Here is a 25,245-nt window from a genome sequence, read left to right as displayed (position 1 = left end):
CACAGCCGACCCGGGAATTTGCCGATGAATCGCGAAGTATTGGCTGTGCGCCATGTCTATTTCGAGGACCTCGGCAGCTTCGAGCGCGTGCTCGGCGACCGTGGACGCCCCGTGCGCTACGTCGATGTCGGCTTCGCCCGGGTTGGCGCGCTCAATCCCTTGTCGGCGTCGCTCATGGTCGTGCTCGGCGGCCCGATCAACGCGTGCGACGATGCGCGCTATCCCACACTCGTTCCCCTTGCCGCGATGATCGAAAAGCGCATCGCGGCGGGTCTGCCTACGCTTGGCATCTGCCTCGGCGCGCAACTCATTGCGCGCGTGCTCGGTGCTCGCGTGTATGCGGGACCCCAGGCCGAGATCGGCTGGACGCCGCTCACGCTCACCGACGCCGGCCACGCCTCGCCGCTGCAGCACCTCGACGGCGCGGCGACCTCCATGCTGCACTGGCATGGCGATACCTTCGATTTGCCGCAGGGCGCGACGCGCCTCGCTTCCACGCCGCTATGCGAGAACCAGGCGTTTTCGTGGGGCGACTACGTGCTCGGCCTGCAGTGCCATCCCGAAGTGCGCGCCGACCGTTTCGAGCCCTGGCTGATCGGTCATGCCGCTGAGATCGCTGGCGCGGGCGTGGACGTGAACGCGCTGCGCGACGACACGGCGCGCCACGGGCCGCTCCTCGAAGCGCAGGCGAGCCGCATGTTCGGCGAATGGCTCGACGCCGTCGACGCACAGATAGCCGCGCGCCAACCCTGACCCGCGCCTGACCCCAGCTTGATCGACCTCGCGCGGGCGCACACCGTGCGGGCGTGGTGTGCCTTGTCGAACGCGTGAAAAAAGCGCGTGCTATTCTCGGACGCTTCTGCCAACCGTCCGTGGACCTCCCATGAGCAAGCTCTTCACTCCGCTCGAACTGCGTGGCGTGACGCTCGCCAATCGCATCGTCGTTTCGCCGATGTGCCAGTACTCCGCCGAGCGCGGCGAAGCCAACGACTGGCACATGATCCATCTCGGCCACTTGGCGCTTTCGGGCGCCGCGATGCTCTGCATCGAAGCGACGGCCGTCGAGCCTGACGGGCGCATCACGCCGGGCTGTCTTGGCCTGTGGGACGACGCGACCGAAGCCGCGCTCGAGCCGGTGATCGCCGCCATCCGCCGCCATTCGCCTGTCCGCATCGCCATGCAGATCTCGCACGCGGGGCGCAAGGCGTCGAGTCACGTGCCCTGGGAGGGCGGCCAGCTGATTTCGGTTGCCGACGGCGGGTGGCTGCCGCACGCGCCTTCGGCGCTCGCACACAAGGAGGGGGAGGCGCCGCCGCTCGCGCTCGACGTGGCGGGTCTGAATCGCGTGCGCGATGCGTTCGTGGCCACGGCGCGCCGCGCTGCGCGTCTTGGCATCGAGGCGCTCGAAATCCACGCGGCGCACGGCTATTTGCTGCACCAATTTCTCTCGCCGATCGCGAACCAGCGCAGCGACGAGTACGGCGGCTCGCGCGAAAACCGCATGCGCTTTCCGCTCGAAGTGTTCGACGCCGTGCGGGCCGAGTTTCCCGCCGATCGCCCGATTGGCGTGCGCGTTTCGGCAACGGATTGGGTCGAGGGCGGCTGGACGCCTGATGACACCGTCGTCCTCGCGCAGGCGCTCAAGGCGCGCGGCGCGGACTGGATCGACGTGTCCTCGGGCGGCGTGTCGCCGCTGCAAAAGATTCCGCTCGAGCCCGGCTATCAAGTGCCGTTCGCGCGCAAGGTGAAGGCCGAAACCGGCATGACGACGATTGCGGTGGGCCTCATCACCGACGCCTTGCAGGCCAACCAGATCGTCGAAGACGGCGAAGCCGACATGATCGCGATGGCGCGCGCCATGCTCTACGATCCGCGCTGGCCGTGGCACGCCGCGGCGCAACTCGGCGCGAGCGTGAGCGCGCCGCCGCAATACTGGCGCTCGCAACCGCGCGAGTTGAAGAAGCTGTTCGGCGAGACGACGCTCGGGCAGCGCTGAAGCACGCTGCGCGTCGCGGTTTCTCACGGCGCATATGGGTTGAACGAAAGAGGCGCGAGCGTGTACGATGCCGTCTGTGGCGCGCCGGGCGTCGCATGAGCGCGGCGCCCAATCGGCGCCGCGTTTGCGTACGGAGCGCGACGAGGCAGGACGCGAGGTTTGATGCAAGGGCCGATGCAAGGCCAGGCAGACCGTCGGGCACGGCTTCATGAGAGAGCCGCAGGCGGCGCGCGAGGACATGTTGCACGCCGCCTGTCATGACCGGAACAGTCTCCCCCAGTACTTCACAAGGATTCATTCAATGAGTGAACGCAGGATCGTCGTGCGCCAGTCGGGCGTGCACGGCAAGGGCGTGTTTGCGGCGGTCTCCATTGCGACCGGCGAACGACTGATCGAATACAAGGGCGAGCGCATCTCGTGGAAGGAAGCGCTGCGGCGTCATCCGCACAATCCTGACGAACCGAATCACACGTTCTATTTCGCGCTCGACGATGGCGACGTAATCGACGGCAAGGTGAAGGGCAACAGTGCGCGCTGGATCAATCACTCGTGCGCGCCGAACTGCGAAGCCGAGGAAATCGAAGGGCACGTCTATATTCACGCGCTGCGCGATATCGCCGAGGGCGAGGAGCTCTTTTACGACTACGGCCTCGTGATCGACGCGAAGCAGACGAAGAAGCTCAAGCGCGAATACGAATGCCGTTGCGGCGCCCGCAAGTGCCGCGGCACGATGCTCGCACCGCCCGACGACGACAAGTCTGCGAAGGGCGCGAAAGCGTCGAAAGGCAAGAGCAAAAAGAAGAAGTAAGCGGCGCCACGCGCGTCGCACCGCATCAAGCACAAGGGCCGCATGAGCGGCCCTTGTCGTTTTTCTGGCACTTGCAGCGTCAGAGATCGATGCTCGCCTGGTGGGTCGGTTTCTTCTCACGCGGCGGCTCGTCGGCCTCGACCGTGCGCAGATGCGCGGTCTCGGAGGCGGTGGCCTCCTTGCTGTCTTTTCTGTCGCTGGCGTCCTTGCCGCCAGGCGCGCTGCGACGCGCGAGCGGCACGCGCACGATGAAGCGCGCGCCGCCTTCCGGCGTATCTTCGTAATGTACGCTGCCCCGATGCAGCGTCATGATGTCGTGAACGATCGCGAGGCCGAGGCCCGCGCCGCTATCCACACCGCTTTCGCTCTGACCGTCGCCGCGGAAGAAGCGCTTGAAGAGATCCGCCTGCTGCGAAGCGGGCACGCCGCTGCCGTTGTCTTCCACGACGATCTCGGCCATCGGCAGGCCCTCCACGGAGGACTGCGAAACGGTTACGGTGATGCGCGCGCCTTCGAAACGCGCGGGGGGCAAATATTTGAGCGCGTTGTCGAGCAGATTCGCGATGACCTCGTGCAGCAGCACGGGGTTGCCGCGCACCATTAACGGCGTGTCGTTTTCGGGATCGTCGAGGCGCTGAAAGCCGAGATCGACGTGGCTCGCCAGCGCCCGCGGCACCCACTCGGCGCCTGTCTCGAAGGCGAGCGCGGCCATGTCGATATCGACGAAGCGCGCGGCCTGTTCACCCGGCTCCGCGCGAGCGAGCGAGAGCAACTGATTGGACAGACGCACCGCGCGATCGGCGGCCGCACGTAGCTCGCGCACCGCGTCGTTGACCTTTTGCGGCTCGCGCGCGTTCACGGCCTGCTCGGCGTGCAGCTTCACCGCGGTGAGCGGCGTACGCAGCTGGTGGGCGGCGTCGGCGATGAACTTGCGCTGCGCGTCGAGCGCGGTCTTCAGGCGGCCGAGCAGTGCGTTCAGCGCGCCCGTGAGCGGACGGATCTCTACCGGCACGTAGGTCTCGTCCACGGGTTCGAGGGACGTGTGCGTCTGGCGGTTGAGCGAGTCGGCGAGCGCGGTGAGCGGGTTGAGCTGCTGGTTGACCACGCGCCACACGATGACCCAGCCGGCGAGCAGCAGGAGCAGCAACGGCATCATGATCGCGACGAGAAATTCAGCGGCGATGCGAAAGCGATGATGTACCGGCTGACCGACTTCCACGACGATCGGATTGCCATGCGTCTGCGGCACGCGCACCTGGGCGACACGGACGGTCACGCCCTGATAGATCGTTTCGAACACGTACGCGTAGTGCATGCGGCGCACGTTAGTGCCCTGCAGCGGCAAGTCGTGGTCGCCCGCGATTTCCGTTTCACCGGTGCTGATGCGATAGACGAGGGCCTCAACGGGGTCGGAAAACATCGCCTGCGCGAGCGGCGGGACGGTATTGGCGGCATCGTCGCCGGCGATCTGGATCTGCCGGGAAATGGCCGTGGCGAGGTCGGCGAGCGAGCGGTCGACCACGTGCTGCGTGTACTGCCAGGCGAGCCAATAGGCGATCAGGCCGCTCATCAGCGCGAGCAGCGAAAGCGGGGCGGCGAGGCGCCGTAGCAGCGTGCGCCGCAGGCTCGTTGCGGCAGGTGAGGACATGATGGCTTCGCGGCGAATGATGAATCGTGGGTGCGGCGGCGCGCGCTGCACGGGACCGATCCATTGTACGCGGGCCGCGGGCGTGGCGGCTCAAGTGCCGGTGAGGCGCCAGAAGCCGGTGCCATCAAGCACAAACGGCGGCGGAGTGCTCCGCCGCCGCTAGCTGGCTCGGAAAACGAGGCGGATCAGGCCGCCTGGCGGATTTCCTGCAGCAGATAGCCGAAGCCGCGCACCGTGACGATCTCGACACGGCAGTTCTCGAGCTTCTTGCGCACGCGGTGCACGTAGACTTCGATCGCGGTGTCGCCGAGGTCGCCGCCGAAGTGCGTGAGGTGGTCCTGCAGTTGCGCCTTGCTCACTACGCGGCCGTGACGCAGCAGCAGCATTTCGAGCACGGCGAACTCGCGCGGCGAGAGTTCGAGCGGCTTGTCGTCGTTGAAGATGCGGCGATCGACGCCCGACAGGCGCACGCCGCCGAGCGACACTTCGGGGCGCGGCACGTCGCCGTGCGGGCCGCTGCGGCGCATCACGGCGCGAATGCGCGCTTCGAGCTCGGCCGGTTCGAACGGCTTGAGCATATAGTCGTCGGCGCCGGAATTCAGGCCCTGGACGCGGTCGTTCAGTTCGTCGCGCGCGGTAAGCACGATGACGGGCGTATGCCGGTTGCTTTGGCGAAAGCGCGAAAGCAGCGTCATGCCGTCGATGCCCGGCAGCCCGAGATCGAGGATCACGAGCTCATGGCGATTTTGCGTGAGGGCCTGTTCGGCGAAAATGCCGTCGTGGACCATGTCGACCGTGAAGCCGGCTTGTTCGAGGCTGGACTGGATGCCGCGTGCGATAGGGCGGTCGTCTTCGATCAGAAGGAGTCGCATGGGATTCGCTCAAGTACAATGGGTTTTAGCGTTCAGGCACGCAGTTCGCAAAGCGTCGCTTGCTGGCCACGAGGCACAGCCCGACGGTTGCGCGATCACGATCCACATGTCCGATATTTCAATCACCGAACTCGAAGCCGCGATCAACTTCTGGCGCAACCGCTCGCCTTCGATTGGCGATGAGCTCGCGTTGTGCCAGGAGGCGAGTGCGCTCTCCAAGCCTTATGCGCTGCTGATTGTACAGCGTCAGAACGCCATATCACCGGAACGTTTAGACCCGATTGCCCGCGCTGCCTGGGAGTCTTACGTATCCATCAAGAATAGCCTTCAAAGCTGAAGGTTTGAAGGCCCGACACCCTGCATTATGCTTTCATGGCGCGCTGTGCGCTCGTTGTGTGCGCTCGCCGTGCGCACAGCGTACCCATGCTTAGTACCGCTGCTTATGCGCTGAGCGGTCCCGGCGCGATCGAATCGATGAAGCGCGCGAGTTCGATATCGCGCGAGGTGAGGCCGTCGGCTTCGTGAGTGGAAAGCGTGATCTCCACGCGGTTGTACACGTTGAACCACTCGGGGTGATGGTTCATTTCCTGCGCCTTGATGGCGACGCGCGTCATGAAGCCGAAGGCTTCGTTGAAGTCGGCGAAGCGGAAATGGCGCTGGATCGCATCGCGGCCGGCGACGGCCTGCCAGCCGCGCAGGTCGGCGAGTTGCGATGCGCGCTCTTCGGATGTGAGTCGGTTGATCATCATTGCACCTGTATTGAGCTTGAGGCCTGGCGTGCGCCATTAGCCGATCAGCCATTTTTTCACGTATAGGGCACGCGTGCGAGCGCTCGAATCCGGGATCGCGCGCTTGCTGCGGCGCAAAGCCCGCGTGTCGTTCAGACGTCGCCGTCGTTGAGCCAGCCCTCGCGCGTGCCGCGCGTGATGATCGTGTCGCTGTGCAGCACGTCGCCTGCCGCGTGAGGCTGCGCCACGATGAGCGCCGCCGGATCGGTCAGGCGCGAAGCAATGCCCGCGCCCAGCGCGTCGAAAAGCTGGGCGAACGAGTCGACCACGAAGTAGGTCTTCTGGAACGTGTCGATGCGATAGCGCGTGCGCAGCACGCGGTCGAGGTCGAACGCGAGCCGGTTGGGGGCCGCGCTCTCCACGCTGTATAGCGTCTCGCCCTTGCTCGAGACGATGCCGGCGCCGTAGATTTTCACGCCGTTGGGCGCGCTCGCATCGCGCATCAAGCCGAACTCCACCGTGTACCAGTAGAGCCGCGCGAGCAACGGCAATGCGCGCTCCTCGACGGCGAGCGCGGCGCGGCCATAGGCGTGAATCGCATCGGCGAAAGTGGGGTCGGTGAGCAGCGGCACATGGCCGAACAGGTCGTGAAAACAGTCGGGTTCCTCCAGATAGTCGAGCTGATCGGGACGGCGCATCCACCAGGTGACCGGAAAGCGCCGGTTCGCAAGGTGCTCGAAGAAAGTGCGCTCGGGCACGAGGCCCGGCACGGCCACGATGCGCCAGCCGGTTGCGGCCATCAGGCGCTCGCTCACCTGCGCGAAGGAGGGAACGTGGGAAACATTCAGGCCGATGCGCAATGCACCCTTCATGAAGGCATCGCAGGCGCGGCCTTCGAGCAGGGCGCGCTGGCGCCGGTAGAGCTGGTCCCAGACGGCGTGATCGGCCGCGCCGTAGCGTGCGAGCGGCTGGTCGATCGTGAAATCGGGACGGGTGGTGAGACCCGCGTCGAACTGCTCCTGCAGTTTCGCGGTGGCGGCCATGTTCGTAACGCTCCACTAAAAAGGCTTGCTGTCATGCAAGTCTAGAGCGGTTGCCGCGCGGCATGTGCGCGTACTCCATGGGACGCGGCCAGCATATGCAATAATCGAGCGTGACATCGTCAATTAATGCGGATTTCATTCATGCTTGAACTCGACCATTTCGATCTGGCGCTGCTCGACGTGCTGCAGCGCTTTGGCCGCGCCACGCATCAGCAGCTTGGCGAGCAGGTGCCGCTCTCGCCTTCGCAGATCGGCAGGCGGCTGCAGCGCCTCGAGGCGTCAGGGGTGATCGACGGCTATCGCGTGGTGCTGCGGCCCGAAAAACTCGGGCTGGGCGTGACCGCGTTCACGAGCCTGAAGCTCAAGCATCATGGGGATTCGATCATCGAGCAGTTCCAGCAGCAGATCGACGTGCTGCCCGAAGTGCTCGAATGCCATGCCGTGGTGGGGGACGCCGATTATTTGCTGCGCATCGTCGCGCCCGATCTGAACGCGCTCTCGACCTTCGTCATGAAGAAGCTCATGCGCGTGCCCGGCGTGGACAGCGTGCGCTCGAACATCGTGCTCACCACGTTCAAGCGCAACGGGCCGCTGCCGCTCGGGCATCTGGAGCCGGGCGCGCCGGCGGCGTGAGCTGTGAGGGGCCAGGGCGGGCCGGAAGGGCCCGCCTGGCCGTTTTACCGATGTCAGGCCGCGTTGGCCGTATTGAGCAGATCCACGTAAGCCACCGCGACGAGATCGCTTTCGTCCACGCCGAGCTTCGCGAACACCGCGTGCGCTTCGGCTTCGCCGCCTTGCTCGTCGTCCTCGGGGCCGAGCACCACTTCCAGTTCGACGAAGTCACCCAGACCATCCACGCGGTCCAGATGGATGCGCGTGCGGCCCGCCAGATACACGTGGCGCTCCTTCGAGACGATGCCGCGCGTGGTGAGCGCCGTGGCGAGCAGCGAGTGCATGGCCTCGGCATTGGTGACGGGGCTGCGCGTGTAGTACGAGGCCTTCGGGCCGTCGCGGTCGTCGCGCTGATAGAAGATCAGCTCGGGCGGCGTGCCGTCGTCGAACTGTCGCAGCTTCAGGCGGCCGCGCGGTACGTCGTAGAAGAAGTCCTGCTGGCGAAAGATCAGCGGAGCGTCGGTGGCGAGCTGGGAAGCGCGATCGCGCAGGACGTCAAATTGACGGGCGCGGGCTTTGATTTCGATGTTGCGGGCCATGCAAGGCTCCTGTCGAACGAAGAGAACAAGGGGGGAACGATGGGAGAGGCTGGAAACGCGCCGCGCAGGGTGAGCACACCGGTGGGCGTGCCGAAAACGCGGAGCGAATTCCCAATCTATCAAAACTTGTGTGACAGCGCTGTTACGCGACCAGGCCCGCACTTACGTCAGACATAAATGGCGCATGCGCATCTTCATGAGCGCGGCTCATATCGCCCACTGCGTTTCGATCGATTTGAGCGCCGCCGCGATGGTGGGCTCGTCGCGCCGCGCGGCGAGCGTGATGAAGGTGAGTTCCGTGGGCACCGTCACGCCTTCGACGATGGTGAGCCCGTGCGCGTGCGCTTCGGCGAGGGCCGTGGAATCGCGTGCGAGCGTGAGGCCCACGCCCGACTTCACGAGATCGAGCATCGACGGCTCCTGGTCCACCTCGGCCACCTTCACGGGCCTCGCCTGTGCGGCCTCGAACAGCGTGGTGAGCAGGCGATTGTGCGCGGAAGCGGGCGGTGTCCAGATCCACGGCAGTGCGGCGAGTGCGCGCCAGTCGCGCGCGTCCTTGACGCGGTCTTTCCAGCCCGCGGGCGCGAGCACACGGTACTGGAAGTGCGTGAGCGTGATGGCGTGGAACATATCGGGGTCGGGTGTCGGCTGGCCAATGTAGTAGCCCACGTCGAGCTCGCGCGAGCGCACCTGGTCGAGCACCCAGCCCGACATGCCGTGGCGCAGCGCCGTTTCGATCTGCGGCCAGGTTTCGACGAGCTGGCGCAGAAAGCCGCCGAGGCGCAGGAACGCCGGATCGAGAATGGTCCCGATGCGCAAGCGCCCGCGGACCTCGTGTCGCAGTGCAGCAGCGGCGCGCAGCACGTCGCCGGCGGCGGCGAGCGCGCGTTCGGCATGCGGCAGCAGCGCCTGGCCGTCGCGCGTGAGCGCGAGGCCGTGCGAAGTACGCGTGAAGAGGGCGACGCCCAGCGCCTCCTGCAAATGCTTGATCTGCAGGCTCACGGCCGGCTGCGTGAGATGCAAATGGGTCGCCGCGCGCGTGAGGTTGCCCTCGCGCGCGACGGTGACAAACGCTCGGAGCAAGGTCAGGTCCATATCCTGATATTAAACCGCCTTATATCGCTGTTGAGCATTAATCATTGGATCGCGCCCAGGCCTCGCGATTACGCTGATTAGATCGAGGCTTCACGACAAAAGAGGCACATCCATGGGCGAGACACATCAGAACGAAGCCGGCGTACGCATGCTGACCCACTTCGTCAACGGCAAGCCGCTGGCTGGAACGAGCGAGCGTCGTGGCGACGTCTTCAATCCTGCGTTCGGCAAAGTGAGCGCGCGCGTGCCGCTCGCCACCGTGGCGGAGGTCGACGCCGCGGTGGCCGCCGCGCAGGCCGCGTTTCCCGCCTGGGCGGAGATGGCGCCCATCAAGCGCGCGCGCATTCTCTTCAAGTTCAAGGATCTGCTCGACCAGCATCACGACGAACTCGCCGAACTCATTACGCGCGAACACGGCAAGGTGTTCTCCGACGCGAAGGGCGAGGTGATGCGCGGCATCGAGGTGGTCGAGTTCGCGTGCGGCATTCCCAATCTGCTGAAGACCGATTTCACCGACCAGATCGGCGGTGGCATCGACAACTGGAATCTGCGTCAGCCGCTGGGCGTCGTGGCGGGCATCACGCCGTTCAACTTCCCGATGATGGTGCCGTGCTGGATGTTCCCGATCGCGCTCGCGTGCGGCAACACGTTCGTGCTGAAGCCTTCGGAGCGTGATCCTTCCGCTTCGGTGCGGCTTGCCGAACTGCTCAAGGAAGCCGGGCTGCCCGACGGCGTGTTCAACGTCGTGCACGGCGACAAGGTGGCCGTGGACGCGCTGCTGGCGCATCCCGACGTCACCGCGCTGTCGTTCGTCGGTTCGACGCCGATCGCCGAGTACATCTACACGGAAGGCACGAAGCACGGCAAGCGTGTGCAGGCGCTGGGCGGCGCCAAGAATCACCTCGTCGTGATGCCCGACGCGGACCTCGACCAGGCCGTCGATGCGCTGATCGGCGCGGCCTACGGCTCGGCCGGCGAGCGCTGCATGGCGATCTCGGTGGCGGTGGCCGTGGGCCATATCGCCGACGAACTCGTCGAGCGCCTCACGCCGCGCGTGAAGTCGCTGCAGATCGGCAGCGGCATGGACGGCGCCTCGGAAATGGGGCCGCTCGTCACAGGCGTGCATCGCGCGAAAGTGCAGGGCTATATCGAGGCGGGCGTGGCGGCGGGCGCGAAGCTTGTCGTGGATGGGCGCGGCCACAAGGTGGACGGTCATGAGGACGGCTTCTTCCTCGGCGGCACCCTGTTCGACGACGTGAAGACCGACATGACGATCTACCGGGAAGAGATATTCGGTCCGGTGCTGTCGGTCGTGCGCGTGCCCGATTTCGCGAGCGCCGTCGAGTTGATCAACGCGCACGAATTCGCCAACGGCGTGTCGTGCTACACCTCGGACGGCGGCGTCGCGCGCGCCTTCTCGCGCCAGATCAAGGTAGGGATGGTCGGCATCAACGTGCCGATTCCGGTGCCGATGGCGTGGCACTCGTTTGGCGGCTGGAAGCGCTCTCTGTTCGGCGATCATCATGCCTACGGCGAGGAAGGCGTGCGCTTCTACACGCGTTACAAGAGCATCATGCAACGCTGGCCCGACAGCATTGCCAAGGGCGCGGAGTTCACCATGCCGGTGGCGAAGTAGGCGCTCGGGAGCCGGGCGGTTCGAAAGGAATCCGAAGCGTTCGATCTCGCCCGGCGCAGTAATCGCAATTCAAAAAATACAACATGAAGAGAGTAGTCATCGCTGGAGACACATCATGCCTGCACCGAGTGAAGCTCAGGCCGCGCGCCGCCTCGAAGGCGAATTCGACTATGTGATCGTTGGCGCGGGTACCGCGGGCTGCGTGCTCGCCAATCGCCTGACCGAAGACGCGGACGTCTCCGTGCTGCTCATCGAGGCGGGCGGCGCGGACGACTATCACTGGATCCACATTCCCGTGGGCTACCTGTACTGCATCGGCAATCCACGCACGGACTGGCTCTACAAGACCGCCGCCGAAAAAGGCCTCAACGGCCGCTCGCTCTCCTATCCGCGCGGGCGCGTGCTGGGCGGTTCGTCGTCGATCAACGGCATGATCTACATGCGCGGCCAGCGCGAAGACTACGACAACTGGGCGCGCGAGACCGGCGATTCCGGCTGGTCGTGGGACAGCGTGCTGCCCGTGTTCCGCCGCAGCGAAGACCATCACGGCGGCGCGAGCGAGTTTCACGGCGCGGGCGGCCAATGGCGCGTGGAGAAGCAGCGCCTGCGCTGGCAGATTCTCGAATCGTTCGCGCACGCCGCGCAAGAGCAGGGCATTGCCGCCACCGACGACTTCAACCGCGGCGACAACAGCGGCGTGGGCTATTTCGAGGTGAACCAGAAGCGCGGCGTGCGGTGGAATGCGTCGAAGGCGTTCCTGCGCGCGGCGATGACGCGGCCCAACCTCACGGTCGTCACCGGCGCGCTCACGCAGCGCGTGATCTTCGAAGGCAAGCGCTGCGTGGGCGTGGAGTATCGCGGCGACGTCGATTACGTCGCGCGGGCGCGGTGTGAGGTCATCCTGTGCGCCGGCGCCGTGAATTCGCCGCAATTGCTCGAGCTTTCGGGCATCGGCGATGCTGAGCGGCTCGCGCAACTCGGCATTGGCGTCGTGCAGGACCTGCGCGGCGTGGGCGAGAACCTTCAGGACCATCTGCAATTACGCATGGCGTTTCGCGTGAACGGCGTGCGTACGCTCAATACGGCCTCCGCGCACTGGTGGGGCAAGCTGATGATCGGCATGCAATACGCGTTGTTCCAGAGCGGGCCGATGTCGATGGCGCCCTCGCAGCTCGGCGCGTTCGCGAAGTCGGACCCGGGTGACCCCGCGCTCACGCGGCCCGACCTCCAGTATCACGTGCAGCCGCTTTCGCTCGACCGCTTCGGCGAGCCGCTGCATCGCTTCAACGCGTTCACCGCCTCGGTGTGCAACCTGCGGCCCACGTCGCGCGGCAGTATCCACGCCGTTTCGGCTGACCCGTCGCAGGCGCCCGCGATCGCACCCAATTATCTTTCGACCGATCACGACCTGCGCGTTGCGGCCAACTCGATACGGCTCACGCGGCGCATCGCGGCTTCTGACGCGCTCGCCCGTTACCAGCCGCAAGAGATCTTGCCGGGGCTCGCGTTTCAGACCGAGGAGCAGCTGCGCGAGGCGGCGGGCAACGTCGGCACGACGATTTTTCATCCGGTCGGCACGTGCCGCATGGGCCGCGCCGACGACCCCGACGCCGTGGTCGACGCGCGCCTGCGGGTGCGCGGCGTGGAGGGCCTGCGTGTGGTGGACGCCTCGGTCATGCCGACCATTACCTCGGGAAACACGAATTCGCCGACGCTGATGATCGCGGAGCGCGCGGCCGCGATGCTGCGCGCCGACCGCCGCGAGGGTGCGCGTGCGCAAACGGAGGCCGCCGCCGGTGCAACGCTGACGACCGCCTGAGGGCATGGAGCGACGCGCAAGGTAGCGTCGATTCGACGACTATATGGGACGCACGCGGAAGCGCTTCCGCGCGCGTGTTTCTGTACGTCCGTCAGATACGGTTTTGCGGTAATCGTGCGCCTAACGTGCGCACATCTTTCATCGAATTGTCGTCAACTGTTGGTTGTCATGTTCGCTGTCGTTGTGACGCTCACTTAAGTGCAAATCCCAATGATTGCGCTGCATCATTGGCGAGACAATGACGCGAAAGTCGGCAGGCGCGCGTTGCGCGCATCGGGAGGCGCGCCGCCACGTCCGCGCCGGATCTCACCGTGCACCACGAGTCACGGACGGTCTGCAGTGTTACGCCTTACCACGCTCGGAAGGGGACATGATTCTCGGCGACACGATTCTGGAGACACGCGACCTCACGAAACAGTTCAAGGGCTTCACGGCCGTGAACGGCGTGAACCTGCGCGTGTGCCGCGGCTCGATCCATGCACTGATCGGACCGAACGGCGCAGGCAAGACCACCTGCTTCAACCTTCTGACCAAATTCCTCGTGCCCAGCGCGGGGCGCATCGTCTTCAACGGCATCGACATCACACATGAGCGGCCCGCGCAGATCGCACGGCGCGGCATCATTCGCTCGTTCCAGATTTCGGCCGTCTTTCCGCACCTCACGGCGCTCCAGAACGTGCGCGTGGGGCTACAGCGCTCGCTCGGCACCGCCTACCACTTCTGGAAGAGCGAACGCACGCTCGCGGAGCTCAACGACCGCGCGATGGATCTGCTCACGCAGGTGGGTCTCACCGATTTCGCCGACGTGCCCACGGTCGAGCTGGCCTATGGCCGCAAGCGCGCGCTGGAAATCGCCACGACGCTCGCGATGGAGCCCGAGCTGATGCTGCTCGACGAACCGACCCAGGGCATGGGCCACGAAGACGTGGACCGCGTGACGGCGCTAATCAAGAAGGTATCGAGCGGGCGCACGATCCTCATGGTCGAGCACAACATGAACGTGATTGCCGGCATCTCCGACACCATCACGGTGCTTCAGCGCGGCGAGGTGCTCGCCGAAGGCAGCTACGCCGAAGTCTCGAAGAATCCGCTCGTCGCCGAAGCTTATATGGGCAGTGCGGACGCGGCGCTGACGGGGGCGCACGCATGAATACGGTCACCGAACGCGAGACGGCCGCCGCTGCGGGTGCGACCGAGAGCGCGAAGGCGCTGGAAATTGCGGGGCTGCAGGCGTGGTACGGCGAGTCGCACATTCTGCACGGCGTGGATCTGTCCGTCGGGCGCGGCGAGGTCGTGACGCTGCTCGGGCGCAACGGCGCGGGGCGCACGACGACGCTGCGCGCCATCATGGGGCTCACCGGGCGGCGCACGGGCTCGATCCGGATTGGCGGGCGCGAGACCATCCAGATGCCCACCTATCGTATCGCGCACTGCGGCGTGGGGTATTGCCCCGAGGAGCGCGGCATTTTCGCGAGCCTCTCGTGCGAAGAAAATCTGCTCCTGCCGCCGCATATCGGCGCGAAAGGGGGAAAGTTAGCGCAGGGCATGTCGCTCGACGAGATCTACGCGATGTTTCCCAATCTCGCCGAGCGGCGCAACAGCCAGGGCACGCGGCTTTCCGGCGGCGAGCAGCAGATGCTGGCCGTGGCGCGCATCCTGCGCACGGGCGCGAACCTGCTGCTGCTCGACGAGATATCCGAAGGTCTCGCACCGGTGATCGTGCAAACGCTCGCGCGCATGATCCTCACGCTTAAGTCGCGCGGCTACACGATCGTGATGGTCGAGCAGAACTTCCGTTTTGCGGCGCCGCTCGCGGACCGCTTTTACGTGATGGAGCACGGGCGCATCGTCGAGCACTTCGGCACGGCCGAGCTTGAGGGAAAGATGCCGGTGCTGCACGACCTGCTGGGCGTTTAATTTTCGGTTCTGGTTTGCCGCGCGACGCAAACGTGCCGCGCGAATCGCTTTACCTCCAGTGTTCATGGAGTGTTCCTGAATAATTACGCAACCAAGGAAGGAGACTGCAATGAAGAAAACCACGTTCGCGCGGCTCGCGGGCCTCTTTGCCGCCTCGGCAGCTGCGATGGCGTTCAGCGCGGGGAGCGCGCAGGCCGCCGACGACGCGGTGAAGATCGGCTTCATCACCGACATGTCCGGCCTTTACGCAGACGACGACGGCCAGGGCGGCCTTACGGCGATCAAGATGGCGGTCGCGGACTTCGGCGGCAAGGTGCTCGGCAAGCCGATCCAGATCGAGTACGCCGATCACCAGAACAAGGCCGACATCGCCGCTTCGAAGGCGCGCGAATGGTTCGACCGTGACGGGCTCACCATGCTGCTCGGCGGCACGAACTCGGCGACGGCGCTGGCGATGAACCAGGTCGCGCAAGAGAAGAAGAAGGTGTACTTCAACACCGGCGCGGGCACGGACGCACTGACGAACGAGCAGTGCACGCCGTACACGGTCCACTACGGCTATGACACGGTCGCGCTCGCGAAGGGCACGGGCCTCGCAGTGCTCAAGCAGGGCGGCAAGAGCTGGTTCTTCCTGACCGCCGACTACGCGTTCGGCAAGTCGCTCGAGAAGAACACCGCGGACGTCGTGAAGGCGAACGGCGGCCAGGTGCTCGGCGAAGTGCGCCATCCGCTCTCGGCGTCGGACTTCTCGTCGTTCCTGCTGCAGGCGCAAGCCTCGAAGGCGCAGATCCTCGGCCTCGCGAACGCGGGCGGCGACACGGTCAATGCCATCAAGGCCGCAAAGGAATTCGGCATCAACAAGACGATGAAGACCGCGGCGCTGCTGATGTTCCTGCCCGACGTGCACAGCCTCGGGCTCGACACCACGCAGGGCCTCGTGCTCACGACCGGCTGGTACTGGGACCAGAACGACGACACGCGCAAGTGGGCGCAGCGCTACTTCGACCAGACGAAGAAGATGCCGTCCGAACTGCAGGCGGCCGACTATTCGGCGGTGACGACGTATCTGAAGGCGGTGCAGGCGGCCGGTACGACGGATTCCGACAAGGTCATGGAGCAGCTCAAGAAGACGAAGGTCAACGACTTCTATACCAAGGGCGGCTACATCCGCCAGGACGGCGTGCTGATCCACGACATGTATCTCGTCGAGGTGAAGAAGCCGTCCGAGTCGAAGAAGCCGTGGGACTACTACAAGGTGCTGCAGACGATCCCGGGCGAGCAGGCTTATACGACGAAGCAGGAGAGCAAGTGCGCGCTGTGGAAGTAAGCGCGAGCGCGTAAATGCTGCAGTCGTACGCCACGCCCGGCGCCCCGAGGTGGGTGCGCCGGGCGCGGCGTGATTGCGTAATCCGTTAATGCGTCAATGGGCGGCTTTCATGACGATTTTTGGCATTCCGCTTCCGGCAATGCTGAGCCAGTTGCTACTCGGGCTCGTGAACGGCTCGTTCTACGCGATCCTGAGCCTCGGTCTCGCGGTGATCTTCGGCATGCTCAACGTGATCAACTTCGCCCACGGCGCGTTGTTCATGCTGGGCGCGATGCTCACGTGGATGGGGCTCGCGTACTTCGATTTGCCCTACTGGGTGATGCTCGTCGTCGCACCACTCGTGGTCGGCCTGTTCGGCGTCGTAATCGAGCGCTCCATGCTGCGCTGGCTCTACCGGCTTGATCATCTGTACGGACTCCTGCTCACTTTCGGTCTCACGCTCGTGGTGGAGGGCGTGTTCCGCTCGATCTACGGCTCGTCGGGCCAGCCCTATGACGTGCCCGACCTGCTCGCCGGCGCGACGAATCTCGGCTTCATGTATTTGCCCAACTATCGCGCCTGGGTGGTGGTGGCTTCGCTTGCCGTATGTTTCGCGACCTGGTTCGTGATAGAAAAGACACGCCTTGGCGCGTATCTGCGCGCGGGCACGGAGAACCCCAAGCTCGTCGAAGCGTTCGGCATCAACGTGCCGCTCATGATCACGCTCACCTACGGCTTTGGCGTCGCGCTCGCGGCGTTCGCGGGCGTGCTCGCCGCGCCCGTGATCCAGGTGTCGCCGCTCATGGGCCAGCCGATGATCATCACCGTGTTCGCCGTGGTCGTGATCGGCGGCATGGGCTCGATCATGGGCTCGATCCTCACCGGCCTCATGCTCGGCGTGATCGAAGGCTTCACGCGGGTGTTCTGGCCCGAGGCCTCCGCGACCGTGGTGTTCGTAATCATGGCGATCGTGCTGCTGATTCGCCCCGCTGGTCTCTTCGGCAAGGAACGATGATGCAAAGAAAAGCGCTCTATGGTTTGTTGCTGATCGGGCTGATCGTCGCGCCGTTCGCCGGCGCCTATCCGCTCTTCGTGATGAAGGTGCTGTGCTTCGCCCTGTTCGCCGCGGCGTTCAACCTGCTGATCGGCTACACGGGCCTGCTCTCGTTCGGCCACGCGATGTTTCTCGCGAGCGCGGGCTATACGGCGGGCTACGCGATCCAGTCGCTCAATTTCACGCCCGAGGTGGGTGTGCTCGCGGGCACGGCGGTGGCCACGGTCCTCGGGCTCGTGGTAGGCATCTTCGCGATTCGCCGGCAGGGCATCTACTTCTCGATGGTCACGCTCGCGCTCGCGCAGATGGTCTACTTCGTGTTCCTGCAGGCGCCGTTCACGCATGGCGAAGACGGTCTGCAAGGTGTGCCGCGCGGCAACCTGTTCGGCCTGCTTTCGCTCGGTTCCGATCTCACGCTCTATTACGTCGTGCTCGTGGCGATGGTGCTCGCGTTCATGCTGATCGTGCGCATCGTGCATTCGCCGTTCGGGCAGGTGCTCGTTGCGATCAAGGAGAACGAGCCGCGCGCCGTTTCGCTCGGCTACGACACCGACCGCTTCAAGCTGCTCGCGTTCGTGCTGTCGGCGGGGCTCGCGGGTCTGGCCGGCGCGCTCAAGGTACTCGTGCTCGGCTTCGAAACGCTCGGCGACGCGTACTGGACCATGTCCGGTCTCGTGATCCTCATGACGCTCGTGGGCGGCATGGGCACGCTGTTCGGGCCGCTGCTCGGCGCGACCCTCATCGTCGCGCTGGAGGACCGGCTGGGCGACATCGGCACGGCGCTCGCAAGAGGGACGGGCGTGGAGTGGTTCCGCTCACTCGGTGAGTCCACAACGATCGTCACGGGCATCATTTTCATTGCCTGCGTGCTGGCGTTCCGGCGCGGCATTGTCGGCGAGATCGTGGCGCGCGTACGACCCCTGCGCACGTGACGGCCGGGCGTGCCAGCACTGCTCCGGACTGCGATAGAATGATCGCCCGCCGGCTCGAGCAGGCGTAACGCGCGCAAAGATGTCGCGCTGCGGCATCCCGCAGCGGCCCGCCGAGCGACAAATCTGTGGCGCCTCGCCCCATTTCGGTGCCGCACTGCACCACTAGGGTAAATGCTAGTTGCTGCAGAGGGGGGCGAAGTTTAAAGTTGCACTTAGTTCTGATGCACCGAATTTGCAGGTGGAGAACGAGGAGACAACTGAGGCACCAAGTGCCCGGACAAGGAAGCGCTGTTGGATGAGAGTCCAACAGCGCTTTTTATATTTCTACGCGCCTGTTTTCAACGGCGAGCCGATTATTTTTCTCTGCCGCGAGGCATGCGACTTACGCACCTTCGTACGCGCCGATTATCCCTTTCCAAATTACGCAAATCAGGCCGCGCGGCCGGACTTTGCCCGCAGCACAAGCGTTTGCGCATTACGCAAGGCGAGCGCGTAATCCTGCTCACTGTAAGCAGATGGAAAGCGCTTGCCATCTGAATACGCAGGCCGCTACACTCGCCAATCACCGACCATGCGGTCAGCATTTTTGCGTTGATTTCCCGCAGCCGATTATCGATTTGGCTATGAGGTAATCGGCCGCGGTGCGCCACAATTCCGTAGCAATAAAGAAAACGAATATCGAAGGAGTGGAGATGCAGTTGGTTTTGCGTTGGATGGGGGCGGCTTGCGTCGCGACCGGGGTGCTCGCGGCGACGGCCGGCGGGGCGTATGCAGATGTGAAGATCGGTGTGACGCTGTCGGCGACGGGGCCCGCTGCCTCGCTCGGGATTCCGGAAAAGAACACGGTTGCGTTGCTGCCGAAGGAAATCGCAGGCCAGAAAGTCGATTACATCGTGCTCGACGACGCCACGGATTCCACCCAGGCGGTGAAGAATGCGCGCAAGCTCACGAGCGAAGATCACGTCGACGCCTTGATCGGCTCGACAGTCGTGCCCAACTCGCTCGCCATGATCGACGTGGCAGCGGAAACGTCCACGCCGATGATCTCGATGGCCGCAGCGGCCTCGATCGTCGAGCCGATGGACGCCAAACGCTCGTGGGTCTTCAAGACGCCGCAGAACGACGCGCTGATGGCCGGCGCCATCGCGCAACATATGGCCGCGCACGGCGTGAAGACGGTGGCCTTCATCGGCTTCGCCGACGCTTATGGCGAGAGCTGGTACAAGGAATTCAGCGCGGCCGCTGCCAAGCAGAACATCAAGGTCGTGGCGAACGAACGCTTCGCGCGTAACGATGCCTCGGTCACGGGCCAGGTGCTCAAGATGATCTCGCAGCACCCCGACGCGGTGCTCATCGCGGGCGCGGGCACGCCGGCCGCGCTGCCGCAGAAAACGCTCAAGGAGCGCGGCTACGCGGGCAAGTACTATCAGACCCACGGCGTGGCCAACAATGACTTCCTGCGCGTGTGCGGCAAGGACTGCGACGGCACCTGGCTGCCCGCCGGGCCGCTGCTCGTGGCCGATCAATTGCCTGATTCGAATCCCGTGAAGCAATCGGCGCTTGCGTATAAAGCCGCTTATGAAAAGGCCGATGGCGCAGGCTCGATCTCCACTTTCGGCGGTCACGCGTGGGACGCGGGACTCTTGCTCCAGCAGGCGATTCCGGCCGCGCTGAAAGCCGGTCAGCCGGGCTCGAAGGCCTTCCGCGAAGCGCTGCGCGCCGCGCTTGAAAACTCGCATGACGTGGCTGGCGCGCACGGCATCTTCAACATGAGTTCGACGGACCACGCGGGTCTCGACCAGCGTGCCCGCGTGATGGTGGAGATCGTCGGCGGCAAGTGGAAACTCGCCGGCGATTGAGTGCCGGTTGAATGACGCACGAAACACGAAAAAGGCACGCTCGTTTGAGGTGCCTTTTTTGTTGCCGTTGCAACGGCTTTGCAGCAGCAGGGGAGCAGGGCAGTACAGCAGGTCAGTAGAGCAGTCGATAAAGCGGAGAGCGCACCCTGACGCGCGGCGGCTTGTGCGGCGCCGCAGGCAGGGAAAACCATGCATTACACGCGCGATCCCGATTACTACACTCAAAGGCCAGCGTCGAATTACGAACATCCTAGTAATCGGCGCAGGATCAATCGAAAACACGCAGACCAAGCGTTTGGAGACGCGCAATGAAAACGAAGAAGTGGGTTTTGAGCTCGATTAGTGCCGGACTCGCAGCGGCGCTGATGGGCACGGCGGGCGTAGCCGCCGCGCAGGTGAAGATTGGCGTGACGCTCTCGGCAACGGGGCCGGCCGCGTCGCTCGGCATTCCCGAGAAGAACACCATCGCGCTGCTGCCCAAGGAGATCGCGGGCAAGAGCGTGCAGTACATCGTGCTCGACGACGCTTCGGACACGAGCAAGGCCGTGCAGAACACGCACAAGCTGATCGACGAAGACCACGTGGACGCCATCATCGGCTCGTCGGTCACGCCGAACTCGCTCGCCATGCTCGACGTCGTCGCGCAGGGCAAGACGCCGATGATCTCGCTCGCCGCATCCGCCGCGATCGTCGAGCCGATCGACGCGAAGCGTCAGTGGGCCTTCAAGACGCCGCAGAACGACAGCCTGATGGCCGACGCGCTCGCGAGCTACATGGGGAAGCAGGGCGTGAAGACGGTGGGCTTCATCGGCTTCACCGACGCCTACGGCGACAGCTGGCTCAAGGAGTTCAACACTGCGGCCGCGAAGCACAACCTCAAGGTCGTCGCGAGCGAGCGCTATAACCGCACCGACTCGTCGGTGACGGGCCAGGCCCTCAAGCTGATGTCGGCGAACCCCGATGCGATTCTGATTGCCGGCTCGGGCACGCCCGCGGCGCTGCCTGCGACCACGCTCAAGGATCGCGGCTACAAGGGCAAGGTCTATCAGACGCACGGCGTGGCGAATAACGACTTCCTGCGCGTCTGCGGCAAGGATTGCGAAGGCGAACTGCTGCCCGCAGGCCCGATTCTCGTGGCCGACCAGTTGCCCGATTCGAACCCCGTGAAGAAGTCGGCGCTGGCCTACAAGACGGCCTATGAGAAGGCCTATGGCGTTGGCACGGTGGCGACCTTCGGCGGTCATGCGTGGGACGCCGGCCAGTTGCTCCAGCGCGCGATTCCGGTCGCGCTGAAGGCGGGCCAGCCTGGCACCGAGGCGTTCCGCGTGGCGCTGCGCGCCGCGCTCGAAAACTCGCAGGACGTGGCGGGCGCGCACGGCATCTTCAACATGAGCGCGACGGATCATGCCGGCCTCGACCAGCGCGCGCGCGTGATCGTCGAGATCGTCAACAACAAGTGGAAGCTGCAGAGCGAATAACGTGCGGCGCACGGGAAAGCGCCGCGCGTTTTCCCGTGAAACCCACGCGCGTGTCACGGCGTCATTCTGGCCGCTGACAATCGAGATCAAGCGAGATCAAGCATGACCGGTGCGCGGCGTCGCCGCTGCGCACCGGCTTTTCACACGTGAAGTCCGAACCGCGCCGCTGACGGTTCACGCCCGCATTGCCATTTTTCGACGTCGCTGTTTTTCCGGGTTCCAGAAGGTTTCAGGAAGAGGGGAGTATGGATTTATCGATCGCCGCGATCCTCGCGCAGGACGGCATCACCACCGGTGCGATCTATGCGCTGCTCGCGCTCGCCCTGGTGCTGGTGTTCTCCGTCACGCGGGTGATCTTCATTCCGCAGGGCGAATTCGTTTCGTATGGCGCGCTCACGCTCGCCGCGCTGCAGTCTCAGAAGTTTCCGGCCACCTGCTGGCTGCTCGTCGCGCTTGGCGCGGCGTGCTTCGTGGTCGAGACCGCCGGGCTCGTGCGTCACGCCGAACGACGGCGCCATGCGGCGCGCACGCTCGTGACGCTCGCAGGCAAGTATCTGCTCTTTCCCATCGCGCTCTATGCGGTGACGCGCGGCGTAGCGAGCCAGCAGCTGCCCATGCTCGTCCAGATTGCGCTCACGCTCGCGATCGTGGTGCCGATGGGGCCGTTCATCTATCGCCTCGCGTATGAGCCCATCGCCGAGGCAACCACGCTGCTGCTGCTGATCGTTGCGGTGGCCGTGCACTTCGCGATGGTGGGCCTCGGGCTCGTGATGTTCGGCGCGGAAGGCTCGCGCACGAACGCGTTCTCCGACGCCACGTTCAACATCGGCAGCCTCTCGATCTCGGGCCAAAGCCTCTGGGTGATCGGCACGGCCGCCGTGCTGATCGTCGCGCTGTATCTCTATTTCGATCGCACGATTTCGGGCAAGGCGCTGCGCGCGACCTCGGTGAACCGGCTCGGCGCGCGGCTCGTCGGCATCGGCACCACGCAGGCCGGGCGGCTCGCGTTCACGCTCGCCGCGGGCCTCGGCGCGCTGTGCGGGATTCTCGTCTCGCCGCTCACCACCATCTACTACGACTCGGGCTTTCTGATCGGCCTCAAGGGCTTCGTAGGCGCCATTATCGGCGGCCTGGTGAGCTATCCGCTGGCTGCGGCAGGTTCCGTGCTCGTGGGCCTGCTGGAGTCCTACTCGTCATTCTGGGCGAGCTCTTACAAGGAAGTGATCGTGTTCACGCTGATCATCCCGGTGTTGCTGTGGCGCTCGCTCTCGACGCCGCACGCCGAAGAGGAAGAGGAGTGACGCGATGAAACGATTCGTCATGCACAACCGCTTCTTCTGGCTGTTCCTCGTGGTGATGTTCGCGTTGCCCGTGCTGCCGCATCCGGTGCACGTGCCCGAGTACTGGATCACGCTGCTCAACTATATCGGCCTGTATTCGATCGTCGCGATAGGGCTCGTACTGCTCACCGGCATCGGCGGGATGACGAGCTTCGGGCAGGCCGCGTTCGTCGGGCTCGGTGCTTACGCGACCGCGTATCTGACGACGCAGTACGGCGTTTCGCCCTGGCTCGCACTGATTGTCGGCGTGGTGATCACAGGGCTCGTGGCGCTCGTTCTGGGGCTCGTGACGATGCGTCTGTCGGGCCACTTCCTGCCGCTCGGCACGATCGCCTGGGGCCTCGCGCTGTTCTTCCTGTTCGGCAACCTCGACATGCTTGGCAAGTACGACGGCATCAACGGCATTCCCGTGCTGAACGTGCTGGGCATCGACCTCGAATCGGGCCGCCATATCTACTACCTGATCTGGGTCGTGGTGCTTGCATCCGTGGTGTCTGTTCAAAATCTGCTTAATAGCCGCATGGGCCGGGCGATTCGCGCGCTGCGCGGCGGCGGCATGATGGCCGAGGCGATGGGCGTGAACACCGGCTGGATGCGTGTGGTGATCTTCGTCTATGCGGCCGTGCTCGCAGCCGTTTCGGGCTTCCTGTACGCGCATTTGCAGCGTGCGGTGAACCCGACGCCGTTCGGTCTGAATCACGGCATCGAGTATCTCTTCATGGCCGTGGTGGGCGGTGTGGCGCACGTCTGGGGCGCGGTGCTGGGCGCGGCGATTCTCACCGTGCTGCAGGACTGGCTGCAAACGCTGCTGCCGAAGCTGCTTGGCGAGAACGGCAACTTCGAGATCATCGTGTTCGGCATTCTGATGGTGCTGCTGCTGCAATACGCGCGGCGTGGCGTTTGGCCGTTCGTGGCGCGCTTCTTCCCGCGTGGTCCGCAGGCGCATGTGCCCGAGCACGCCGAAGCCTTGCCGCAGCGCAGCAAGCCGGCCACCGGAGAGATGCTGCTGACGGTGAATAAGGCGCGTAAGCAGTTCGGCGGCCTCGTAGCCGTGAACGACGTCAGCTTCGACGTGAAGGCAGGGCAGATCATCGGCCTGATCGGTCCCAACGGTGCGGGCAAGTCGACGACCTTCAATCTCGTGACCGGTGTGCTTCAGCCGACCAGCGGCGAGATCACATTCCGCGGCGAGCGCATCGACCGCCTGACTTCACGTGAAATCGTCGCGCGCGGCATCGGGCGCACGTTCCAGCACGTCAAGTTGCTGCCGACGATGACGGTGCTCGAGAACGTCGCCATCGGCGCACACCTGCGCGGTCACGCGGGCGTGCTCCGCAGCGTGGCCAAGCTCAATGCGACGGAAGAAGGACGGCTCATGAGCGAGGCGGCGCAGCAGATCCGTCGCGTGGGCCTCGAACAGCATATGTATGACGAAGCGGGCAGCCTCGCGCTCGGTCAGCAACGCATCCTGGAGATTGCACGCGCGCTGTGCTGCGATCCGACCTTGCTGCTGCTCGACGAGCCTGCGGCGGGCCTGCGTTACCAGGAAAAGCAACAGTTGGCGGCCTTGCTGCGCAAACTGAGAGAAGAGGGGATGAGCGTGCTGCTGGTCGAACACGACATGGATTTCGTGATGAATCTCACCGACCGCCTCGTGGTGATGGAGTTTGGCACGCGCATCGCAGAAGGTTTGCCGGAAGAGGTGCAGAAGGATCCGGCTGTGCTGGAAGCGTATCTGGGCGGGGTGGAATGATGACGACTCCCGTACTGGACGTGTCCGGACTCGCGGTTCGCTACGGCAAGATCGAGGCGCTGCACAAAGCGGCGATCAAGGTGGGCGCAGGTCAGATCGTCTCCGTGATCGGTCCCAACGGCGCGGGCAAGTCCACGCTGCTCAACGCCATCATGGGCGCGCTGCCTGTGACAGGGCATGCGAGCGGCCGCATCGCTTATATGGGCGAAGAGATCGGCGCGCTGCCGATCGAGCGGCGCGTGGCGCGCGGCATGTGCCTCGTGCCGGAAAAGCGCGAGCTGTTTGCCTCGATGACGGTGGAGGACAACCTCGTGCTTGGCGCGTACCGCCGCAAGCGCGCCGGTGAGCGTAATTTCCTCGATCAGCTCGAACCGGTTTTCACGCTGTTTCCGCGCTTGAAGGAACGCCGGACGCAGGCGGCTGGCACGCTCTCAGGCGGCGAGCGCCAGATGCTCGCAGTCGGCCGCGCATTGATGGGCAAGCCCGATCTGCTGATGCTGGACGAGCCGAGCCTCGGTCTCGCGCCACTGATCGTGAAGGAAATCTTCCACATCATTAGCGCGCTGAGGCAAACCGGCGTCGCGACCCTGCTCATCGAGCAGAACGCACGCGCCGCACTGCAGATTTCCGACTACGGTTACGTGCTGGAAACGGGCGACCTGGCGTTCGAAGGACCGGCGGGGGAGTTGGCGCAGAACCCACGCGTAATTGAAACGTATCTCGGGTTGGCGAAGAAACCCGTCTGACTTC

The 25,245-nt window shown here is 64.8% G+C and carries 23 protein-coding genes and 1 pseudogene; 18 read left to right on the top strand and 6 right to left on the bottom strand.

The window, feature by feature from the left end:
- Positions 1-24: 24 nt before the first annotated feature.
- From M3A49_RS18980 to M3A49_RS18970, 3 genes are all read left to right on the top strand, one after another.
- Positions 25-753 (top strand): glutamine amidotransferase, encoded by a 729-nt coding sequence (locus tag M3A49_RS18980; protein ID WP_266230161.1) that lies wholly within the window; start codon positions 25-27, stop codon positions 751-753.
- Between the two features lie 130 nt (positions 754-883).
- The gene (locus tag M3A49_RS18975; RefSeq protein WP_254355715.1) at positions 884-1,996 is read left to right on the top strand and encodes an NADH:flavin oxidoreductase/NADH oxidase; all 1,113 of its coding nucleotides are present in this window, start codon (positions 884-886) and stop codon (positions 1,994-1,996) included.
- A gap of 301 nt (positions 1,997-2,297) precedes the next feature.
- The gene (locus M3A49_RS18970; protein WP_254355716.1) at positions 2,298-2,804 is read left to right on the top strand and encodes an SET domain-containing protein; all 507 of its coding nucleotides are present in this window, start codon (positions 2,298-2,300) and stop codon (positions 2,802-2,804) included.
- Between the two features lie 79 nt (positions 2,805-2,883).
- Here M3A49_RS18970 and M3A49_RS18965 read toward each other — a convergent pair whose 3' ends face one another.
- Entirely contained in the window at positions 2,884-4,452 is a 1,569-nt protein-coding gene (locus M3A49_RS18965; protein ID WP_266230159.1) for a sensor histidine kinase, read from the bottom strand.
- A gap of 185 nt (positions 4,453-4,637) precedes the next feature.
- Positions 4,638-5,324 (bottom strand): response regulator transcription factor, encoded by a 687-nt coding sequence (locus M3A49_RS18960; RefSeq protein WP_027815974.1) that lies wholly within the window; start codon positions 5,322-5,324, stop codon positions 4,638-4,640.
- 106 nt (positions 5,325-5,430) lie between these two features.
- Between M3A49_RS18960 and M3A49_RS18955 the strand changes: the two genes are divergently transcribed.
- On the top strand, positions 5,431-5,661 hold the full coding sequence (locus M3A49_RS18955; protein WP_028203283.1) for a DUF3717 domain-containing protein: 231 nt from the start codon (positions 5,431-5,433) through the stop codon (positions 5,659-5,661).
- Positions 5,662-5,764: 103 nt separating this feature from the next.
- On the opposite strand, the pseudogene M3A49_RS18950 reads toward M3A49_RS18955, so the two are convergent.
- Together M3A49_RS18950 and phhA are read right to left on the bottom strand one after the other, a co-directional pair.
- A pseudogene (locus M3A49_RS18950) lies at positions 5,765-6,079 on the bottom strand (4a-hydroxytetrahydrobiopterin dehydratase); the annotation flags it as partial.
- A gap of 125 nt (positions 6,080-6,204) precedes the next feature.
- Positions 6,205-7,095 carry a phenylalanine 4-monooxygenase gene (phhA, locus tag M3A49_RS18945; RefSeq protein ID WP_266230154.1) on the bottom strand — a complete coding sequence of 297 codons (891 nt, stop codon included), beginning with the start codon at positions 7,093-7,095 and terminating at the stop codon, positions 6,205-6,207.
- 141 nt (positions 7,096-7,236) lie between these two features.
- On the opposite strand from phhA, the gene M3A49_RS18940 reads away from it, so the two are divergent.
- Positions 7,237-7,728: an Lrp/AsnC family transcriptional regulator gene (locus M3A49_RS18940; RefSeq protein WP_028203286.1), complete on the top strand. Its 492-nt coding sequence runs from the start codon at positions 7,237-7,239 to the stop codon at positions 7,726-7,728.
- A 53-nt stretch (positions 7,729-7,781) separates the two neighbouring features.
- On the opposite strand, the gene M3A49_RS18935 is transcribed toward M3A49_RS18940, so the two are convergent.
- Positions 7,782-8,306, bottom strand: a complete 525-nt coding sequence (locus M3A49_RS18935; RefSeq protein ID WP_254355718.1) for a class IV adenylate cyclase — start codon at positions 8,304-8,306, stop codon at positions 7,782-7,784.
- Between the two features lie 207 nt (positions 8,307-8,513).
- Positions 8,514-9,401 (bottom strand): LysR family transcriptional regulator, encoded by an 888-nt coding sequence (locus tag M3A49_RS18930; RefSeq protein WP_266230152.1) that lies wholly within the window; start codon positions 9,399-9,401, stop codon positions 8,514-8,516.
- 112 nt (positions 9,402-9,513) lie between these two features.
- Here M3A49_RS18930 and M3A49_RS18925 point away from each other — a divergent pair, with 112 nt between their 5' ends.
- From M3A49_RS18925 to M3A49_RS18865, 13 genes are all read left to right on the top strand, one after another.
- A complete protein-coding gene (locus M3A49_RS18925) occupies positions 9,514-11,037 on the top strand; it encodes a CoA-acylating methylmalonate-semialdehyde dehydrogenase (RefSeq protein ID WP_323183222.1) in 1,524 nt (507 codons plus the stop codon).
- A gap of 115 nt (positions 11,038-11,152) precedes the next feature.
- Complete coding sequence (locus tag M3A49_RS18920; protein ID WP_266230151.1) at positions 11,153-12,856, top strand: GMC family oxidoreductase; 1,704 nt, start codon at positions 11,153-11,155, stop codon at positions 12,854-12,856.
- Positions 12,857-13,226: 370 nt separating this feature from the next.
- The gene (locus M3A49_RS18915) at positions 13,227-14,006 is read left to right on the top strand and encodes an ABC transporter ATP-binding protein (RefSeq protein WP_028203291.1); all 780 of its coding nucleotides are present in this window, start codon (positions 13,227-13,229) and stop codon (positions 14,004-14,006) included.
- Entirely contained in the window at positions 14,003-14,773 is a 771-nt protein-coding gene (locus tag M3A49_RS18910; protein WP_254355722.1) for an ABC transporter ATP-binding protein, read from the top strand. Before M3A49_RS18915 ends, M3A49_RS18910 begins: the two co-directional genes overlap by 4 nt.
- A gap of 109 nt (positions 14,774-14,882) precedes the next feature.
- Positions 14,883-16,100: an ABC transporter substrate-binding protein gene (locus tag M3A49_RS18905; RefSeq protein WP_254355723.1), complete on the top strand. Its 1,218-nt coding sequence runs from the start codon at positions 14,883-14,885 to the stop codon at positions 16,098-16,100.
- A 109-nt stretch (positions 16,101-16,209) separates the two neighbouring features.
- Positions 16,210-17,094: a branched-chain amino acid ABC transporter permease gene (locus tag M3A49_RS18900; RefSeq protein WP_254355724.1), complete on the top strand. Its 885-nt coding sequence runs from the start codon at positions 16,210-16,212 to the stop codon at positions 17,092-17,094.
- Positions 17,094-18,065 carry a branched-chain amino acid ABC transporter permease gene (locus M3A49_RS18895; protein WP_266230178.1) on the top strand — a complete coding sequence of 324 codons (972 nt, stop codon included), beginning with the start codon at positions 17,094-17,096 and terminating at the stop codon, positions 18,063-18,065. Before M3A49_RS18900 ends, M3A49_RS18895 begins: the two co-directional genes overlap by 1 nt.
- 295 nt (positions 18,066-18,360) lie before the next feature.
- On the top strand, positions 18,361-18,561 hold the full coding sequence (locus tag M3A49_RS18890) for a hypothetical protein (protein WP_266230149.1): 201 nt from the start codon (positions 18,361-18,363) through the stop codon (positions 18,559-18,561).
- Positions 18,562-18,757: 196 nt separating this feature from the next.
- On the top strand, positions 18,758-19,924 hold the full coding sequence (locus tag M3A49_RS18885) for an ABC transporter substrate-binding protein (protein WP_266230148.1): 1,167 nt from the start codon (positions 18,758-18,760) through the stop codon (positions 19,922-19,924).
- A gap of 308 nt (positions 19,925-20,232) precedes the next feature.
- Entirely contained in the window at positions 20,233-21,402 is a 1,170-nt protein-coding gene (locus tag M3A49_RS18880; protein WP_266230147.1) for an ABC transporter substrate-binding protein, read from the top strand.
- A 245-nt stretch (positions 21,403-21,647) separates the two neighbouring features.
- A complete protein-coding gene (locus tag M3A49_RS18875; RefSeq protein WP_028203298.1) occupies positions 21,648-22,703 on the top strand; it encodes a branched-chain amino acid ABC transporter permease in 1,056 nt (351 codons plus the stop codon).
- 4 nt (positions 22,704-22,707) lie between these two features.
- Complete coding sequence (locus M3A49_RS18870) at positions 22,708-24,495, top strand: ABC transporter permease subunit (protein WP_254355728.1); 1,788 nt, start codon at positions 22,708-22,710, stop codon at positions 24,493-24,495.
- On the top strand, positions 24,492-25,241 hold the full coding sequence (locus tag M3A49_RS18865) for an ABC transporter ATP-binding protein (RefSeq protein ID WP_266230145.1): 750 nt from the start codon (positions 24,492-24,494) through the stop codon (positions 25,239-25,241). Before M3A49_RS18870 ends, M3A49_RS18865 begins: the two co-directional genes overlap by 4 nt.
- Positions 25,242-25,245: the final 4 nt, after the last annotated feature.

Origin of the sequence: Paraburkholderia sp. CNPSo 3076, from assembly GCF_026343935.1 — a bacterium.
Taxonomy (GTDB): Bacteria; Pseudomonadota; Gammaproteobacteria; order Burkholderiales; family Burkholderiaceae; genus Paraburkholderia; species Paraburkholderia nodosa.
Note: the sequence above shows the minus strand (reverse complement) of the source record. Positions and strands in the feature narration are given on the sequence as shown.

What these genes read in the sequence shown, in the direction of transcription:
- M3A49_RS18980 (WP_266230161.1), top strand. Translation starts at nt 25, where the DNA reads ATGAATCGCGAAGTATTGGCTGTGCGCCATGTCTATTTCGAGGACCTC.
- M3A49_RS18975 (WP_254355715.1), top strand. Translation starts at nt 884, where the DNA reads ATGAGCAAGCTCTTCACTCCGCTCGAACTGCGTGGCGTGACGCTCGCC.
- M3A49_RS18970 (WP_254355716.1), top strand. Translation starts at nt 2,298, where the DNA reads ATGAGTGAACGCAGGATCGTCGTGCGCCAGTCGGGCGTGCACGGCAAG.
- M3A49_RS18965 (WP_266230159.1), bottom strand. Translation starts at nt 4,452, where the DNA reads ATGTCCTCACCTGCCGCAACGAGCCTGCGGCGCACGCTGCTACGGCGC.
- M3A49_RS18960 (WP_027815974.1), bottom strand. Translation starts at nt 5,324, where the DNA reads ATGCGACTCCTTCTGATCGAAGACGACCGCCCTATCGCACGCGGCATC.
- M3A49_RS18955 (WP_028203283.1), top strand. Translation starts at nt 5,431, where the DNA reads ATGTCCGATATTTCAATCACCGAACTCGAAGCCGCGATCAACTTCTGG.
- phhA (WP_266230154.1), bottom strand. Translation starts at nt 7,095, where the DNA reads ATGGCCGCCACCGCGAAACTGCAGGAGCAGTTCGACGCGGGTCTCACC.
- M3A49_RS18940 (WP_028203286.1), top strand. Translation starts at nt 7,237, where the DNA reads ATGCTTGAACTCGACCATTTCGATCTGGCGCTGCTCGACGTGCTGCAG.
- M3A49_RS18935 (WP_254355718.1), bottom strand. Translation starts at nt 8,306, where the DNA reads ATGGCCCGCAACATCGAAATCAAAGCCCGCGCCCGTCAATTTGACGTC.
- M3A49_RS18930 (WP_266230152.1), bottom strand. Translation starts at nt 9,401, where the DNA reads ATGGACCTGACCTTGCTCCGAGCGTTTGTCACCGTCGCGCGCGAGGGC.
- M3A49_RS18925 (WP_323183222.1), top strand. Translation starts at nt 9,514, where the DNA reads ATGGGCGAGACACATCAGAACGAAGCCGGCGTACGCATGCTGACCCAC.
- M3A49_RS18920 (WP_266230151.1), top strand. Translation starts at nt 11,153, where the DNA reads ATGCCTGCACCGAGTGAAGCTCAGGCCGCGCGCCGCCTCGAAGGCGAA.
- M3A49_RS18915 (WP_028203291.1), top strand. Translation starts at nt 13,227, where the DNA reads ATGATTCTCGGCGACACGATTCTGGAGACACGCGACCTCACGAAACAG.
- M3A49_RS18910 (WP_254355722.1), top strand. Translation starts at nt 14,003, where the DNA reads ATGAATACGGTCACCGAACGCGAGACGGCCGCCGCTGCGGGTGCGACC.
- M3A49_RS18905 (WP_254355723.1), top strand. Translation starts at nt 14,883, where the DNA reads ATGAAGAAAACCACGTTCGCGCGGCTCGCGGGCCTCTTTGCCGCCTCG.
- M3A49_RS18900 (WP_254355724.1), top strand. Translation starts at nt 16,210, where the DNA reads ATGACGATTTTTGGCATTCCGCTTCCGGCAATGCTGAGCCAGTTGCTA.
- M3A49_RS18895 (WP_266230178.1), top strand. Translation starts at nt 17,094, where the DNA reads ATGCAAAGAAAAGCGCTCTATGGTTTGTTGCTGATCGGGCTGATCGTC.
- M3A49_RS18890 (WP_266230149.1), top strand. Translation starts at nt 18,361, where the DNA reads ATGAGAGTCCAACAGCGCTTTTTATATTTCTACGCGCCTGTTTTCAAC.
- M3A49_RS18885 (WP_266230148.1), top strand. Translation starts at nt 18,758, where the DNA reads ATGCAGTTGGTTTTGCGTTGGATGGGGGCGGCTTGCGTCGCGACCGGG.
- M3A49_RS18880 (WP_266230147.1), top strand. Translation starts at nt 20,233, where the DNA reads ATGAAAACGAAGAAGTGGGTTTTGAGCTCGATTAGTGCCGGACTCGCA.
- M3A49_RS18875 (WP_028203298.1), top strand. Translation starts at nt 21,648, where the DNA reads ATGGATTTATCGATCGCCGCGATCCTCGCGCAGGACGGCATCACCACC.
- M3A49_RS18870 (WP_254355728.1), top strand. Translation starts at nt 22,708, where the DNA reads ATGAAACGATTCGTCATGCACAACCGCTTCTTCTGGCTGTTCCTCGTG.
- M3A49_RS18865 (WP_266230145.1), top strand. Translation starts at nt 24,492, where the DNA reads ATGATGACGACTCCCGTACTGGACGTGTCCGGACTCGCGGTTCGCTAC.